Here is a 16,596-nt window from a genome sequence, read left to right as displayed (position 1 = left end):
GACCGTACGGAAGGATCACGGGACCGGGCGTCACGGTGTCCCGGAACGACAAGAACCCGCCGCGACCTCGTCGAGCGGCGGGTGGGACGGCCCCCGGGCGGTTAGACCAGGAGCAGGTACGCGATCACGCCGACGATGGCGACGGCGAGGACCACGGCGATGATCGGCAGGACGGAGGAGCGCTTGGGCTCGGCCGCCGCCTCGTTCTCGGCCCGCTGGGCGAACGCGCGGAACTGCTGGGTGTTGCCCGCGGGATCGATGTGCTGGTCAGACATGCGTTGCACTCTAGCGGGATCAGCTGGTGCATTTGCACCTTTTAGCGTGACCCGGTAAGGGCACTCGATTATCGGACCGCAGGTATCGCCGGATAGCGTGGACGCATGCTCAGAACCCTGCTCGCACCCCGCATGCTCGGGTTGCACCTGCTCGCGATCGGGGTTCTCGTCTCTTTCATCCTGCTCGGCCGCTGGCAGCTCGGCGTGTTCGAGGACTCGGGCAAGCCCACGGCGACCACCGACCCCGGTCCCGTCGCCGTCGAGACGCTCAGCAAGGTGGGCGCCCAGATCGACGGCACCTCGGTGGGGCGGCGCGTCACCGTCTCCGGCTCCTACGACGCGGCCAGGCAACTGCTCGTCGCCGACCGCAAACCCGACGTGTCGGCGCCCGGCGGCAACGTCGCCAGGGGCCAGGGCTACTGGGTGCTCACCCCGATCAGGCTGACCGACGGCACCCTGATGCCGACCGTGCGCGGATGGGTGGCCAAGGCCGGCGATCCGGGCGTGACCGTGCCGCCCGGCCAGGTGACGGTGAGCGGGCGGCTGCGGGCGCCCCAGAACACCGACAGCGTCCAGCGGCGGGCCGAGGGCGTGCCCGCCGGCCAGGTGCAGACGGTCTCCACGGCCGAGCTGATCAACCTGTGGCGGGGGGAGAAGGTGCGCAACGGGTTCGTGGTCGCCCAGACCCCCGGGCTCACCCCCGTCAAGGTGCCACCACCGGTCACCGGCGGCACGCTGACCTGGCGCAACCTCGCCTACGCGGCCAACTGGTGGATCTTCGCGGGGTTCGCCGTGTTCATGTGGTTCCACTTCGTCCGCGACGCCGTACGTTCCAGCAAGTCCCCTGAACCCGAAGCCGTTCTAGAAGGTTGATGCTCGTGGAGTCCGCACTCAAGCCCTTCCGGGTCCTCGCGTACATCGTCGGCACCATGCTGCTCGTGCTCTGCACGGCCATCGTGCTGCGGTACGGCTTCGACGTCCCCCAACCCTCCAAGATCGTCTCGCCGATCCACGGGTTCCTCTACATGCTCTACCTGATCGCGGTCATGAACCTCGGCATGAAGGCGCGCTGGACCTGGGGGTACATGCTCGGCGTCATGCTGGCGGGCACCGTGCCGCTGCTGTCGTTCTACATCGAGCGCAGGGTGACCGCCAAGGTGCACGAGGCCATCGCCGCCTGACGGGCGGCTCCGACGCGGCCGTCGACAGATGGGAAGGAGGCCGTCACCCGGGGTGACGGCCTCCTTCCGTGTCCGCTGGTCCGGCGTGCTGGACCGCTGGTCCGGCGTGCTGGATCGCGACCCGGCCACGACCCGGCCACGGCCGGCCATGGCTTGGTCCGTTGCGACCGGCGCGGGTCGCTGCGGTCAGTGGCCGATGCCGCGCCTGCGGGCCCTCTTGAGCCGCTCACGCTGCGACGGGTCGAGCATCATGTAGCCGACCACGGGCGCGGCGACGACGCCGAGCAGCACGAGCAGGGTGAGCCAGCCGGGCAGGAAGATCCACGACAGCAGGACGGCGACACCGGCGCCGATGGCGTACTTCTGGACGGGCGACATCCTCAACATCCCTCCGAACGCGGAGCCCGCGCCCCGCCTCTCCACATTCTGCGTCGCCGATATAACGAGTGGGAGCCTCCGCCGGGTTCCATCCGCGATATATCTCATTTCTGCGGACCTCCCGAGCCCCGCCCGACCGCCGTCACCCCGCCGGCAGGTCCGGGGAACGGGTGCGCAGCCGGCACGCCCGATCCGTCATGTCAGGAGCACCGGCAAGCGGTCAGCTGTACGCGCGGATCGTCGTGCGGATCCAGTCCGCGTAGGCGGGCACGTTCGTGTAGAGGCCGGGACCTTCCGCGCAGGAAGGGCTCTTGGCGCCGGGTCCCGAGGTGACGCCGATGAGCTCCCACCGGCCGCCCCTGCCGCGCTGGACCTGCGGAGAGCCGGAGTCGCCGTTGCACGCCATGGCCTTGGGCACCCGGCTGATCGTGCACAGCCGGGTGCTGCCCGCGAAGCCGGGGCCGCACTCGGAGACCGCGCCTCTGCGGGTGTCGAGTTCCTGGAGCTTGTCGGACATCTTCCAGCCGGCCGGGTCGCGGTTGAACTCGGTGATGCCGAAGCCGATGATCCGGGTCGGGGTGCCGGGCCGTCCTGGCCGTTGGGCGATCGGGATGGGCTGGTAGGAGACGGGACGGTCCAGGCGGACCAGCGCGATGTCGTTCTTGCTGGGCGAGTCCTGGGCGTAGCGGGGGTGGGTCACCGCCTGCGCGATCTTACGGACCGTTCCGCCGGTCTTCCGCTGATCGCTGCCGATGCGGATCGTTCCGGCGGGAATCGACCCGACCTCCATGTCGACGCAGTGAGCGGCGGTCGCCACCCACTGCGGGTCGACCAGCACGGCCCCGCACACGCCGTCCTCGAGGCCCTGGCTCGGCGCCGAGATCGGGATCGACGCCATGAACGAGTAGGGCTGCGTGGCGTCCTTGCCGTTGATGATCGCGCCGGCGCTCCCGGCCGTCGCCGCGAGACAGGCTGCGCCTGCCACGGCAACGATGGTGGACCGTGACAGACCGCGACGGAACGATTCCATGCCAAACAACGGGGTTGACCCCTTCAATGGAGGATTAAGACAAGATCACGCTATCCATCGAAGAACGGCCGGGTCATCACGCCAGCACGTCAACTCAGGGTAGGGATAACCCCCTCCTCGGCCCGTCGCCCGGGTCGGTGCGACGAGGCCCGAAGCGGCGCATCGCCGTAGGTCGCGCACAGAGAGGCGGGATCATGCTCGGCCCGGATTCCAGGCTCGCCCTTCGAATCCCTCGCGCGCGTTGGCAGGAGGGGTGATCTCGCCGCCCGGCGCCGATGATCGCCCTGGGCGGAGCGCGGTTCCCACCAGGGCCGGCGGAAGCAGGATCCGAGCAGGTCACGGGCATCGGTCCAGCTGGCGGGATCGCCGGCGAACCTCAGCGAGAAGACCGGGAACCCGCTCTGGAACGATGGTCCGGTCGAACCGGGCGCGTCTCCTCGGCGGGTGCTGCCAGGCATGGACAGGATGATGCCGCCCGCTGAAACCGCGTCGAGCTCGCGGATGCCCGTCACAGGAACCAGGCGAACCACCAGGCGAGGAATCCGGCGCCGATGACGGCCGCGGCGATGTGCGGCCACCGGCGGTCGCGGAGGAGCGCCGCGGCGGTCAGCGCGGCCGAGGCGGCGGCGATCCAGGTGTAGAGGACCACCGTGCCGGGCACGCCGACGGCGAGAGCGGTCTCGTTCGTGCTGATCAGGGCGTAGACGGACTGGCCGACCAGCCCGGCGAACGCCACGCCGGACAGCCCGCCGAAGGCCGCCAGCGCCCGGCCCCTCAGCGTGCCGGCGATCAGCTGGATCAGGCAGACGAGGGCGAACAGCGCGAAGGGCGCGGCCAGCCACGGGGACTTCGAGATCTGGTACGGGGCGCCGGTCACGTGCAGGTCGCCCGGCGTCTGGTCCGTGTCGTCGAGGCAGGGGGCGGCCGTGCGCTGGGCCGGGTCGTCGAGGAACTCCACGATCTTGCGGCGGGCGCAGGCGCTGGACAGGAAGACCGCGTGGGAGGCGCGGGCGAACTCCTCGAAGCGGGCGTTGGGGAGCGCTTCGGCCGCCGGCTTGCTGGTCCTGGTGGGCGTGGTCGGGTCGTACTGGCCGCCCAGGACGTAGACGGGGGCCTTGGTGGTGGCGTTCACGGGCTCGGCCTTGGGGAGCTGCCAAGCCTCGCACACCGCCTTATCTCCATTTACCGTGAAAAGTCGGGATCTTGGGGTGAAGGTGTTGAACGGGATCTCGTCCTGGCACTGCACCGCGTGATACAGCCCGAACTCGTGCGACACCAACCCCTCGCCCACCGCGTCGGCCAGCGGTTGCAGCAGCTCGTCGTGGCCCGTGGCGAGCGCGCCGATCATCGCGGGCGCGACCGCCGCGACGTCCGCCTCGTGCAGCGCCTCGGCCATGATCGTGGCCACGTCGTCGCCGCTGACTCGGGCCGTGAACGTCCTGCCGAGCAGCGGATCGTTCGTGGTGACCTCGGCGGGCCTGGCGTTGAGCCTGGCGGTCATGGCGTTGAAGGCGTCTTGAACGCCGAGCCGCGCCGTCGTGTCGGCCAGATTCCGCTCGGCGTCGTCGTACCACGCGACGCTCTCCGGCAGATACGAGTCCAGCACCACCGACCGCACCCCCTGAGGGTCGGCCGCGGCCACGTCCATCATGACCCTGGTGGAGTAGCTGACGCCGAACAGGTTCCAGGACGCGTAGCCCAACTCCTTGCGTAGCGCGACGACGTCGGCCGCGATCTCCTTCGTGTTGTATCCCCGCAGGTCGACGCCCTGCTTCTGGAGTCTTTCCCGGCACCGGCGGGCCGCCGCCGCGAGGTCGGCGGGCGGCCGTCTGAGCTGTCCGAGCAGCGCCTCGGCCGTCTCGGGGCAGCCGAGGGTCGGCTCGGAGTACTTGCTGCCGCGCTGCTCGACCGCCACCACGTCACGATCGGGGAACATCTGGCTCAGGAACCCGGTGAGCTGGAGGGAGGCCGACGCCGGACCGCCGCTCATGTAGACGACGGGATCCGCTTTCCGGTCCTTGGCGGTGGAGACGTGGACCGCGTACCCCACCTTGATCTTCCTGTCCGGGGCGTCCCTGCGCTCAGGAACTTCGAGGAAGCCGCAGGTCGTACGGGGCGGCATGGCGACCGGGCAGGGGCGAGGGCCGGCCTCTCGCGAGATGGTGACGGGCGGAACGGTCAGGGCTAAGGCGAGCACGACCCGAAAGATCACGTGATGAGACTACCGACGAGACCCCGCGAGCGCGCGGCATCAGGGGCGCGGCCGTCGGACTCCCACCGCGCTCGGCGCACCCGGCAGAGCGCGCCGAGCCGGTCGGAGGAGCGGCGGACCCGTCGGGATCGCTTCCGGGCCGGGTCCGGAGAGCGCTCGTCGGGATCGCTTCCGAGCCTGGTCCGGAGAGCACCCGTCAGGGGCGCTTCCGAGCCGGGTCCGGAGAGCACCCGTCAAGGGCGCTTCCAAGCCGGATCCGGAATGCGCTTGTCGGGATCGCTTCCTGGCCGGGTCCGGAGTGCGCCCGTCAGGGGCGCTTCCGAGCCTGGTCCGGAAAGCACGCGTCAGGGGCGCGACGAGGTGGCTGCGGCGGCGATCGTCTTCAGGTCGAGCCGTAGCTCGTCGGCCGTGAGCCGCTGGCCGGGCGAACCCGACAGCAGACGGAACAGCACAGGAGCCAGCGCCCCCGCCCTCGTCAGCGGCGCCCCCGGTGCGGGCGCGCGTCCCTCGACGGCGGTGAACAGCGTCGCGCCCAGCGCCCACAGATCGGCGGCGGGGCTCACGTTCCCCTCCGGAGCGGAGTAGGGGGACATGGCAGGCGCGGGCGCGGGATCGGCCAGCGTCACCGCCCCCGAGCCGTTCACCAGGACGGTCTCGGGCCGCACGTCCCCATGGAAGCGACCGGCCCCGTGGAGCGGTGCCAGCAGGTCGAGCACGCCCAGGCCGACCGCCGCCGCCTCCTCGGGAGCCAGCGGTCCGGCCGCGTGCAGGATGTGCTCGAGGGGGCGCGGCGGCTGGTCCGGGGCGGACTCGTTCCTGCCGGCCTTGTTCGGCGGCTGCTCCGGGGACGCGGTCAGCACCAGCGGACCCGTGAACGTCGGCCGCCGGAACGGCGCGGTCGTCTCGACGATCGGCACCGGATCGGGCTCGCCGGGCGTCGACGCCAGCACGGGCGGCGCGGCGTCCGCGGCGGCTCCCCAACTCGCCGGAGGCCGGCCCGCCGGCGGACTCCCCTCCGCCGGCCCCCACGGTCCAGGCCCGTTCCCCTCGGAGGGTCCCCACGGCGCGGTGCCGTTTCCTTCGGAGGGTCCCCAGGGAGCGGGGCCGTTCCCTTCGGACGTTCCCCACGGCGCGGGGCCGTTCCCTTCGGGTGGGGCCCACGGCGCAGGGCCGTTCCCTTCGGGTGGTGCCCACGGCGCGGCGACGTTGCCCTCGGGTCCCAGTGGTGCGGGGGCGTTCTCTCCGGGCGGTCCCCAGGCCGCGGGGCCGTGGCCGCCAGGTGGTCCCCACGGGGTGGGGTTGTGGTCGCCGGGAGGTCCCCACGCTCCGGGGGGCGCCGGAGGCTGCGGACCCCACGCGCCGGGGCCCTGCGGCTGCCCCCACGGCCCTCCGGGGGCGCCGGTAGGCACTGGCCCGCCGGGCAGGGGAGAAGCATTGGGAGGCATCGGTCCGCCGGACAGGGCAGAAGGGTCGGGAGACATCGGTCCGCCCGGCAGGGGGGAAGCGTCGGGAGGCACCGGCCCGCCCAGCGTGGGTGGAGTGGCGGGAGGGGCGCCCCATCCGGCGGGCGGCGCGGCGGGCTGTGGGGGAGCGCTCTTGCTGTTGTCCTTGGAGCCCCGCCGCAGCACCCGGCGCAGCAACGAGGGCTTGCCGGACGGCGCGGGGCCACTTCCGGTGGGGGCGGGGCCGTTCCCCGCCGGAGGGTACGGCTGGCCGACCCCGGGCATGCCCCCCGGACCCTGGGGCATCCCTCCCGGATGGGGCGGCATCCCCGCATGAGGTGGCATCCCTGCATGAGGTGGCCCTGCATGGGGCGGCATCCCTGCATGAGGTGGCCCTGCATGGGGCGGCATCCCTGCATGGGGTGACATGCTTCCCGGGCCCTGCGGTAGGGCTTCCGGTCCCTGTGACAGGCCAGCGGGGATCGGCGGCATGGCGTCAGGGCCGGGCGGCGTACCCGCGGGGCCGGGCAGCCCGACCTCGGGCGTGGCTCCCGCAGCGGGCGGCATGGCTTCGGGGCCAGACGGCGAACCGGCCAGGCCGGGGTTCATGGCCTCGGGAGTGGGCGGGGTGTCTCCGGTCGCGCCCAGCACACCGTCAGGCCCGATGGCGTCGAGACCGGAGTCCTGCTCGTGCTCCGTCGGCTCGGCAGAGGCGATGTGGAGCGGCGCCGCGTGAGGACCGAAGCTCTCGAACGCGGGCTGCGGGCCGGCGGGGGCTTCCGCAGGCACAGCGTCCGGACCCGAAGCACCGCCCGAGGGCACAACCTGCGGGCCTGAGGAAACACTCGGCTGAAGCGCGTGCGGGCCTGAGGGAACACCCGGCTGAAGCGCGTGCGGGTCGGTGTGAGTTCCCAGGTACGGCGTGTGCGGGTCGGAGGGAGTGTCCGGGTACGACGCATGCGGGCCGGGGGGAGTGCCCATGAGAGGCGGGCCGGAGAGGTCAGCCGGGGGTGTGGGGTGCTGGCCCGAGGGAGCGACCGGAGACGCCATGGCCGGCTCTGAGGGAGCGGCCTCCGAGGGGACGGGCGTGGCCGCCTCTGGGGGGAGGACCGTGGGGACCTGCGGAGCGTCCTCTATGGTGACGGGTCCGGGGACCTGCGAGGCGTCCTCCGAGGGGCGGGCGGGCCGGGCGGGCTCGAGGCCGTCGAAGGGTTGCGAGTCCGGGCGCGACGCCGGGCGGGTGACGTCCAGGGACTCGTGCGCGGGAGGCGCGGGATGGCCACGATGGACGGTGACGACCTGCGTCTTGTCGGGGTCCTCGGCGGATGCGGTCGGTGACCAGGGGCCGGACGCGGGGGTCGCCACCGGATGCGCGGGGCTGAACGGGGACGGCGCGGCGGGGTCGGGCTCCCAGGGTGAGGGTGTCCATCCGGTAGGCGTTGTCTGCGCCGGGGCGGAGGGCGCCGATCCATCAGAGGCCGACGGAGCGGACGGCCCCGATCCGTCCAAGGCGGAGGGACCTGAAGGCGCCAAGCCGCTGGAGGGGGAAGAAGCGGATGGTGCCGAGCCGTCGGAGGCTGTCGGGGTCGAGGGTGCCGAGCCGTCGGGAGGCGGTGGGGGGAACGGTAGCGGCTCGCCGGTGGGCGGCGGCGTGGGGAGTGCCTGCTCGCTGGAGGCTGGCGCGGGGGAGGGCGGTGCTCCCGCAGGGGTGGCGGACGGCGGCAACCCGGCCTCTGAGCCCGGCCAGGAGTCCGAAGGCCAGTCGGGTGCGGAGTCCGGAGATGAGGAGTCCGCGGGCGAGGTGGGGGAGGAGTCCGAAGGCCAGGCAGGCGAGGCAGGCGGGGAGTCTGGAGGCGAGGCGAATGCGGAGGGAGAGGAGGCGGGAGGCGCGGCGTCCGAAGAGGAGGTGGGGGAGGAGGGCGCGGGAGACGCGGCGGCCGAGGGGGGCAGGCTTGCCGTTCCGGCCAGTTCGGCGAAGGCGGCGGCCACCGTTTCGGCGGACGGCCGGGCGGCCGGGTCGGGGTGCAGCATGTCGGTCAGGACCGGCCCGAGCGGCCCGCCGATCGGGTGCCCTGGCTGCGGGGGCCGTCCCTCCAGGCCGAAGTGGAGCGTCGCCGCCAGCGACCACAGGTCGGCGGCCGGCCCCACCCCCGGGGGCCGGAAGGGGGTGGCCACGCCGAAGCCGGTCAGCACCGCGCGTCCGGTCGGCGTGAGGATGACCGTGGCCGGCTGGATGTCGCCGTGGACCACTCCGACGCCGTGGACGGCCCGCAGCGCCGCCACCAGATGCACGCCGATCCTGGCCACCTGGACGGCCGGCAGCGGGTGCCGTTCGAGGACGGTCTGTTCGAGGGTGCGTCCCTGGGGGAGGTCGACCACCAGCCACGGCGTGCCGTCCTCGACGATCACCTCGTGGACGGGCTCGATGGAGGCGTGGCCGAGCCCGGTGACCAGTCCGACCTCGCGCCCCACCGCGCCGCACAGTTCCCTGTGGGCCGCGGGGTCGGGCGGGAGCCGGACCTCTCTGATGCCGACGTCGCGGCGCATCAGGTCGTCGGCGGCGAGCCAGAGAGATCCGGCGCCCAGCGGGTGCAGCAGCCGATAGCGTCCGGCCAGCCGGCGTGGGCCGTTCATGGGTCATCTCCATCCACACGCGTGCAGCGACACAGCACCATAGCGGTTTGTCGAGAAATGCGACCATTACCGCTGGCGAGTGATGGCGGCTCGGCAGGCGGTCGGCATGCGGCCCGCCCTGGCTGTCAGGTGCGTGCGGAGGGAGTCGGTGCTGCCCAGTGCGGCCGGTCCTGGCTGTCAGGGGCGTGCGAGGGAGTCGGCGCTGCACAGGCCGTTGCGGGCGGCGACCTGGTCCATCGCGAGCCGGCCGCCCGGCCGGCCGAGGTGGCGGGCGTGCCCGAGCCGAGGCTCGACCGGATGACCGACAGGGACGTCGCGCCACTCTCGCTGACCGGCCCGTTCTGAGGCGCGCCGGTCTCGCTGATCGGCCCGTTCTGGGACACGTTGCTCTCGCTGAGCGGGCCGTTCTGGGGCGCGCCGTACGAGGTCCTGGAGAAGCCGGGACGCCCTACGTGGTCGGCTGCTCCGCGACCGAGCAGGTGCCGGGCGTCAGGCCGTCGCCGTCGACGAGGTGCTCGCCGACGCCGTCCAGGCCTCGTGCGCCCTGACCAGCCTGCCCCACAGCAGCGACCGGTCGGCGGCCGGCAGGCTGATGCCGAAGACGCCCTCCAGGGCGGCGAAGTAGGCCGCCTCGGTGTCCAGCGTGGTCGAGGTGGTGTCGTCGCCGATCCTGGTCAGCACGAGCCCGCGCAGGACGTCGACGCCTGAGGCGTCCCTGCGGTTGAGCGTCGCCACCCGGACGAAGCCGGACTCCGGAGAGCTGGACAGGTGCTCGTGCATCGCCGCGAACTCCGGCATCTCCGCCGGTGTCATGCCGAAGTCCATGCCGATGAAGGAGCCGCGCGGGTCGTGGTCGAAGCGCCACCCGCCGGGGGCGACCGTGGAGGGCCGCAGGCCGTACTCGAAGGGGCCCTGCCGGTAGCGGCCCTCGGCCAGCGGCAGGGGTTCGTGCAGCGCGTCGCCCAGCCCGGCGTCGACCAGCCACGCGTCCGGGCCCTCGGCGGAGGGCAGCCGCACGGTCAGCACCAGGTGGTTGCCGGTGACGCCGGGCTCGTCGCCGCGGTTCTGGACGCCGCCGACGTGCCGCGTCACCTCGTAGCCGAGCGCCTTGAGCAGCGTGTACAGCGCACCGTTGAGGTGGTAACAGTAGCCGCCGCGCCCGCGCAGGATCCGCGCCGCCGACTCCTCCGGGTCGAGCGAGGTCGGCCGGTCGAGCCAGATCTCCAGCGCCTCGTACGGCACGCGCTCGACATGGGCGGCGTGCAGCGCCCGCAGGTTGTCGAGCGAGGGCGGCGCGCTTGTCAGGCCGAGCCTGCTCAGATAGGCGGTGATGTCCACGACCGACAAGTCTGCACGGGATGTGCACATCTTGGGGAGTGTCGTCTGCACACGTCCCTTCTACGCTGCTGTCCGTGGCAGACCAGCGACGCATCCTCGTGGTCGAGGATGACGAGACGATCGCGCTCGCCGTACGCAACCGGCTGGCCGCCGAAGGCTTCGACGTGCGCGTCGCGGGCGACGGCGAGGCGGCGCTCCTCGCGTACGGCAGGGCGGAACCCGACCTGGTGATCCTGGACCGGCTGCTGCCGGGACTGGACGGCCTGGAGGTGTGCCGCAGGATGCAGGCGGCCAGGCCGGTGCCCGTGCTCATGCTGACCGCGCTCGGCGAGGAGACCGACGTGCTCGTCGGGCTCGGCGTGGGCGCCGACGACTACCTCGCCAAGCCGTTCAGCATGCGCGAGCTGGTGGCCAGGATCCACGCGCTGCTGCGCAGGGTCGAGCGGGCCGCCCAGCTGGCGGTCGAGGACACCGTGATCAGGGTGGGCGAGGTCGAGATCGACACCGCGGCCCGCAGGGTGTTCGTGCGCGGGACCGAGGCGCAGCTCACCCGGACTGAGTTCGACCTGCTGCGCCGCCTGGCCGAGCGTCCCGGCCAGGTCTTCGAGCGCGAACGGCTGCTCTCGGACGTCTGGGGCTTCTCCGAGGCGGCCGCCACCAGGACCGTCGACAGCCACGTGCGGGCGCTGCGCCGCAAGCTCGGCTCCGACGTCGTGCGTACCGTGCACGGCGTCGGCTACGCCCTGGTCCGCCGATGAGACCCCTCGACTTCCTCGGCCGCATCAAGGTGAAGCTGGGGATCGTCATCGTCCTGGCGGTGGGCACGGCGTTCGTCGTCAACGAGGTCGGCCTCAACGCGGGCGCCTCCCGCGAGGTCAGGATCGCCGTCGCGAGCGTCCTAGCGCTGATCATGGTGCAGGTGATGGCGCACGGCATGACCAAGCCGCTGCGCCAGCTCGCCTCGGCGGCCCAGACCATCGCGAAGGGCCGCTACACGCTGCGTGTCAGGACCACCTCGCGCGACGAGGTGGGCGAGCTGGCGCGGGCGTTCAACGCGATGGCGGCCGACCTCGGCGAGGTGGACCGGCAGCGCCGCGAGCTGGTCGCCAACGTCTCGCACGAGCTGCGCACGCCCATCACGGCGTTGCGCGCGGTGCTGGAGAACGTCGTCGACGGCGTCTCGGCCGCCGACCCCGTCACCATGGGCACCGCCCTCGCCCAGACCGAACGCCTGGGCCGCCTGGTCGCCCAGCTGCTCGACCTGTCGCGGCTCGACTCGGGCGTGCGGCACCTGGAGGCCGAGCCGGTCGCCCTGGAGGCGCTGCTCGACCAGGCGGCGCGCGAAGCCGCCATCGCGAGGGACGACGTCACGATCAGGCCCGTCTGCGCGCCCGGCCTGGTGGTGCGCGCCGACCCCGACCTGCTCGCGCAGGTCCTGGCCAACCTCCTCGACAACGCGGTACGGCACAGCCCTCCCGCCGGCCTGGTGACGCTGTCGGCGGCCGGCCACGGCAGGGGGGTGCGGCTGATGGTGGCCGACGGCGGGCCCGGGATCCCCGAGACGGCGAGGACGAGGGTGTTCGAGCGCTTTTCCAGACTGGACGCGGCGCGGGCGGCCGACGCCGGGGGATCGGGACTCGGCCTGGCGATCGTCAAGGAGATCGTCGAACTGCACGGAGGAGCCATTCGCATCGACGGCGGCGCGGGGTGCCGCATGGTCGTCGACCTTCCAGAGAGGATCACGATGGAACCCGACATGGCGCGACTGGGGATCGCCCCTGAAGGGGCGAAGCCGAGCCCGCGGGATCGCGAGGCGCCATCGGCGGAGGAACGGCCCGCCGAGCCCTTGGCGGACGCCCCTGCCCCGGACCTGGGACCGGACCCGGTCCCGTCCTCCGCTCCGGACACGGTCGCCGCTCCTCCGGGGCTCGCGGCTCCCGGCCCTGGCGCGTCCGCCGGCTCTGGCGTGTCCGACGGCCCGGTCGCCGCCGAGCTGGCCGTTCTCCCGGCCGCTGTCTCGGCCGCGGCGTCGGCCGATGTCCCCGCCTCTGCGTCGGTCGCTGCAGCGGCCTCTGGGTCGAGTGCTGTGTCGACGGCGGCGGCCGTGGCCGATGGTCTGGCTACTGGCCCGGCTCCTGGCCCGGCTACTGGTGTGGCTTCCGGTCCGGCGGCGCGACCCGGTGTGGCGTGGCCGGGCGAGGCGCCGCCGCCCAGGCCCGTCCGCGGGGTGGGAAGCACAGTCCTGTGGACTGTGATCGGCCTGACGACCGGCTTCCTCATCGGCCTGTTCCTGGCCTTCTTCATCGGGATCTTCTTCGGCAGCGCCGCGGGCATCCTGGTCATGCTGGTGGTCAGCGCGGCGGGCGCGGCCGTCGGCTCGGCCATCGGATCGGTCAGGGCCCAGTCGGCCCCCCACACCGCTCCGGTCACCGCCGTCGCGCCTGGACGTCCGGGAGATCCCGGCGTTCCCGGCGTTCCCGAGGGTCACGGGCACGGAGGTCCTGGCGGTCCCTGGGGGCCGGGCGGTCACGGCAGTCTCGGCGGTCCCGCGGGTCACGGCAATCTCGGCAGTCCCGTAGGCCCCGGTTCCGCGGGTCTCGGCGGTCCCTCTAATCTCGGCGGTCCCGCAAATTTCGACGGTCCTGTGGGTCGCGGTGCCGCAAGTTTCGATGGTCCTGTGGGTCGCGGTGCCGCAAGCCTCGACGGTCCCGTGGGTCGCGGTCCCACAAGTTTCGGCGGTTCCGCCGGTCCCGGTCCCGCCGGTCCCGGTCCCGCCGGTCCCGGTCCCGCCGGTCCCGGTCCCGCCGGTCCCGGTTCCGTGGGGCCCGGCGGTTCCAGGGGGCCTGGCGACCCCGCTTCCGGCGCCTTTGGCGGTCCCGTGGGCCCCGGCGGTCCGTCGTTCCCGCAGGGCCCGCGGCCGCCCGCCCCGCCGTACGTGCCGCCGCCGCTCTTCCCCAGGCCCGAGCTCCCCGACACGCCGCGCTGGCTGCTGCCCGCCGCCTTCGGGGTGGGCGTGTTCGCCGCCGTCGCGCTGCCCGACGCCCAGGCCGGGCTCGGCATCGCGCTGGTCGCGCTGGTGCTGGGCGCCGCCGCGATGCCCGCCGTCCTGCGCAGGGCCACCCCGTGGACCGTCGCCTACGGCCTGCTCTCCTTCGCGCTCGTCGCCATGGTCACGGTCAGGGACGCCGACTGGCTGCTGCCGCTGCTGCTGGCGACCGCCGGGGGGCTCGGCGCGATCGCCGTCTCCGGCGCGGGCCGCGGCTGGCTGGCGCTGATCAGGGGCGGCATCTCGGTGGCGCTGGCCGTCTTCCCCGTCCCCTGGTTCCTGGCCGGCCCGCTGAAGACGCTGACCGTACGGCGGCGCGTCATGCCGCAGGTGGCGGCGCTCGCCATCACCGCCGTGCTGCTGGCCGTCTTCGGCCTGCTGTTCGCCTCCGCCGACAAGGTCTTCGCCTCCTTCCTCGACCGCCTCTTCACCGCGCCGGACTGGGTCGGCACGCTTCCGCTGCGCGTGTTCGTCTTCGCGGTCTTCGCCGTGCTGATGTCCGCCACCGTGCTGGTGGCCATGCGCCCGGTCGCCGACCCCGTCAGCCCGTCCTTCAGGACCCGGCTGAACCGCAGCCTGTGGGTGGTGCCGCTGACCGGGCTCAACCTGCTGTTCGCCGCGTTCGTCGCGGTCCAGGTCACCGCGCTGTTCGGCAGCAACGCCTGGCTGCTGCGCACCACCGGCCTGACCTACGCCGACTACGCGCGGCAGGGCTTCTTCCAGCTCATGATCGTCAGCGTCTTCGTGCTCGCGATCGTCGCGGTGGCCAGCAGCGTGGTGCGGGCCGAGCGCGGCGACCGCTGGGCGCTGGGCATCCTGCTCGGCGTGCTGTGCGCCTTCACGCTGGTCATCCTGGTGTCGGCGATGCACCGTCTCGACCTCTACACCGACGCCTACGGTCTGTCGCGCCTGCGCGCCTCCGTCGCCGCGACCATCTGGTGGCTGGGCGCGGTGTTCGCGGTCGTGCTGGTGGCCGGCGGCGTACGGCTGGCGGGCGGACGCTCGGCGTGGCTGCCCCGGACCATCGTCATGATCACCGGGATCGGGGTGCTGGCCTTCGCGGTGTGGAACCCCGACCTGCGGGTGGCCGAGACCCAGGTCGAGGTCAGAGGGGTCGAGCGCATCGACCAGGACTACGTCGGCGATCTCGGCGCCGAGGCGGTCCCTGCGCTGGACAGGCTTCCCGAGCCGTTGCGCAGCTGCGTCCTCGCCGACGTGGTCCGTGTCAACGGCCTGGCCGAGCCCGACCCGTGGAACGGCTGGAACCTCGCCAGAGCCGAGGCCCGCGACCTGCTCGCCCGGCACCCGGTCCTGCCGGCCACGGCGTGCGCGGCCCGCTCGGGCAGGTACTGACCGTTCCGTTCCCGCGCGTATTCGCAAAGAGATCGCGGTCCCGCGGCCTGCGTTTCCACTGCGAAATGCGCCGCGCGAAATGCAGCAATTCAGAGTGATGATTGAATCTGCCTGTGACTTTCGACGTGGTCATCAGTGGCGGGCGGGTGCTCGACGGCACCGGGGCTCCGGCGTTCAGGGCGGACATCGGGATCACCGGCGAGCGGATCACCGCGGTGGGCCGGCTCGCCGGCGCTCCGGCGGGGCAGGTGATCGACGCCACTGGGCGCCTGGTGATGCCGGGGTTCGTCGACTGCCACGCCCACGGCGACGCGCTGGTGTTCGACGCGGAGGTGCAGCTCGCGGCGCTTCGCCAGGGGGTGACGACGTTCGTCCTGGGCCAGGACGGCCTGTCCTACGCGCCGGGCTCGGCGGCGACGGTCGGCTACGCCACCCGCTACTTCGCCGCCGTCAACGGGGTGCACCCCTTTCTCGACGGCGCGGCGAGCGTCGCCGAGCTGCTGGCCGGGTACGACAGGGCGACCGCGCTCAACACCGCCTACCTGCTGCCGCACGGCACCATCCGCTACGACGTCATGGGCGCCTCTCCCGCCGAGGCGTCGCCCGAGCAACTCGCCCAGATGCTCGACCGGGTCGAGCGGGGGCTGGCCGAAGGCGCGGTCGGCCTGTCGAGCGGCCTGGAGTACCTGCCGGGGCGCAACGCCTCCGCCGCCGAGCTGGCCGCGCTCTGCCGGCCGCTGGGCGCGCTGCCGTACGTCACCCACATGCGCGCCTACGGCACGGGCGCCGGAGTCGGGATGGCCGAGGTGGTCGAGATCGCCAGCGACTCGGGCGCCCCGGTGCACGTCTCCCACCTGCACGGTCCCGCCGACGTGCTGCTGCCGCTGGTGGAGGACGCGCTCGCCCGCGAGGTGGACCTCACCTTCGACACCTATCCCTACCTGCGCGGCAGCACCATCCTCGCGATGATCGTGCTGCCGCCCCAGGTGCCCGCGGCCGAGGTGGACAGGGCGCTCGACATGCTCGAGTCGCCGTCCTCCCTCGCCGACTGGTGGCCGACCCTCGACGACCTGTGGCCGCGGCTGACCGTGTCGCACGCGCCAGGCCAGGAGTGGACCGAGGGGCTGACCATCGTGGAGGCGGCGGGCCGCAAGGGGGTCACACCCGCGGAGTTCTGCCGCCGGCTGCTGGTCGACACCCGCCTGGAGGCGGGATGCGTGGTGGCCAGGCCAGACGAGGGGCCCGCAGGCGAGGAGTCGGTGCGGCGGATCCTCCGCCACCCCGCGCACACCGGCGGCTCCGACGGGATCTACGTCGGCGGGCACCCGCACCCGCGCGGCTGGGGCGCCTTCGCCCGCTTCCTCGGCGTCCACGTGAGGGAACTGGGCGACTGGACGTGGGAGCAGGCCGCGGTGCATCTCGCGGCGCATCCCGCCCGCCGCTTCGGGCTGCTCGACCGGGGGCTGCTGCGGCCGGGGCTGGTGGCGGACGTGGTGGTGGTCGACCCGGCGACGGTGGCCGACCTCGCGACGTACGCGGCGCCGCGGACCCCCGCGACGGGGATCTCGGAGGTGCTGGTCTCGGGCGTGCCGGTGCTGTCGCGCGGCGCGCTGACCGGCCACACGCCGGGGCGGGCGCTGCGCCCCACAGGGTGACGGCACGCCGTCGCGGCGCCCGGCCACGCGCGCACGAGGAGCGTCCCTCCGG

The 16,596-nt window shown here is 73.1% G+C and carries 12 protein-coding genes and 1 pseudogene; 6 read left to right on the top strand and 7 right to left on the bottom strand.

Features of this window, described 5'->3' with window-relative positions; genetic code table 11:
- Nucleotides 1-101: 101 nt before the first annotated feature.
- Entirely contained in the window at nt 102-275 is a 174-nt protein-coding gene (locus tag ACWDLG_RS41710; RefSeq protein WP_354911351.1) for a flagellar basal body-associated FliL family protein, read from the bottom strand.
- A 105-nt stretch (nt 276-380) separates the two neighbouring features.
- Here ACWDLG_RS41710 and ACWDLG_RS41705 point away from each other — a divergent pair, with 105 nt between their 5' ends.
- Entirely contained in the window at nt 381-1,148 is a 768-nt protein-coding gene (locus ACWDLG_RS41705) for an SURF1 family protein (protein ID WP_449930680.1), read from the top strand.
- Nucleotides 1,148-1,456, top strand: coding sequence for a DUF3817 domain-containing protein (locus ACWDLG_RS41700; protein WP_449930678.1), 309 nt, complete (start codon nt 1,148-1,150; stop codon nt 1,454-1,456). Before ACWDLG_RS41705 ends, ACWDLG_RS41700 begins: the two co-directional genes overlap by 1 nt.
- Before the next feature lie 186 nt (nt 1,457-1,642).
- On the opposite strand, the gene ACWDLG_RS41695 is transcribed toward ACWDLG_RS41700, so the two are convergent.
- The 5 genes and pseudogenes from ACWDLG_RS41695 to ACWDLG_RS41675 all read right to left on the bottom strand — a co-directional run.
- Nucleotides 1,643-1,834, bottom strand: a complete 192-nt coding sequence (locus ACWDLG_RS41695; protein WP_449930676.1) for a hypothetical protein — start codon at nt 1,832-1,834, stop codon at nt 1,643-1,645.
- A 220-nt stretch (nt 1,835-2,054) separates the two neighbouring features.
- On the bottom strand, nt 2,055-2,819 hold the full coding sequence (locus tag ACWDLG_RS41690; RefSeq protein ID WP_449930674.1) for a S1 family peptidase: 765 nt from the start codon (nt 2,817-2,819) through the stop codon (nt 2,055-2,057).
- Nucleotides 2,820-3,372: 553 nt separating this feature from the next.
- Entirely contained in the window at nt 3,373-5,076 is a 1,704-nt protein-coding gene (locus ACWDLG_RS41685; RefSeq protein ID WP_449930672.1) for an alpha/beta hydrolase, read from the bottom strand.
- Nucleotides 5,077-5,420: 344 nt separating this feature from the next.
- Entirely contained in the window at nt 5,421-6,026 is a 606-nt protein-coding gene (locus ACWDLG_RS41680) for a hypothetical protein (protein WP_449930725.1), read from the bottom strand.
- A gap of 2,709 nt (nt 6,027-8,735) precedes the next feature.
- A pseudogene (locus ACWDLG_RS41675) lies at nt 8,736-9,065 on the bottom strand (serine/threonine-protein kinase); the annotation flags it as partial.
- Between the two features lie 216 nt (nt 9,066-9,281).
- Here ACWDLG_RS41675 and ACWDLG_RS41670 point away from each other — a divergent pair.
- Nucleotides 9,282-9,497: a hypothetical protein gene (locus ACWDLG_RS41670; RefSeq protein ID WP_449930670.1), complete on the top strand. Its 216-nt coding sequence runs from the start codon at nt 9,282-9,284 to the stop codon at nt 9,495-9,497.
- A 144-nt stretch (nt 9,498-9,641) separates the two neighbouring features.
- On the opposite strand, the gene ACWDLG_RS41665 is transcribed toward ACWDLG_RS41670, so the two are convergent.
- Nucleotides 9,642-10,490: an arylamine N-acetyltransferase family protein gene (locus ACWDLG_RS41665; RefSeq protein ID WP_449930668.1), complete on the bottom strand. Its 849-nt coding sequence runs from the start codon at nt 10,488-10,490 to the stop codon at nt 9,642-9,644.
- A gap of 74 nt (nt 10,491-10,564) precedes the next feature.
- Here ACWDLG_RS41665 and ACWDLG_RS41660 point away from each other — a divergent pair, with 74 nt between their 5' ends.
- The 3 genes from ACWDLG_RS41660 to ACWDLG_RS41650 all read left to right on the top strand — a co-directional run bounded on the left by ACWDLG_RS41660 (nt 10,565) and on the right by ACWDLG_RS41650 (nt 16,544).
- Nucleotides 10,565-11,248: a response regulator gene (locus tag ACWDLG_RS41660; protein ID WP_449930666.1), complete on the top strand. Its 684-nt coding sequence runs from the start codon at nt 10,565-10,567 to the stop codon at nt 11,246-11,248.
- Entirely contained in the window at nt 11,245-14,889 is a 3,645-nt protein-coding gene (locus ACWDLG_RS41655; protein ID WP_449930664.1) for a DUF4153 domain-containing protein, read from the top strand. Before ACWDLG_RS41660 ends, ACWDLG_RS41655 begins: the two co-directional genes overlap by 4 nt.
- A 113-nt stretch (nt 14,890-15,002) precedes the next feature.
- Complete coding sequence (locus ACWDLG_RS41650) at nt 15,003-16,544, top strand: N-acyl-D-amino-acid deacylase family protein (protein ID WP_449930662.1); 1,542 nt, start codon at nt 15,003-15,005, stop codon at nt 16,542-16,544.
- Nucleotides 16,545-16,596: the final 52 nt, after the last annotated feature.

This window comes from Nonomuraea sp. NPDC003727 (assembly GCF_053586935.1).
Note: the sequence above shows the minus strand (reverse complement) of the source record. Positions and strands in the feature narration are given on the sequence as shown.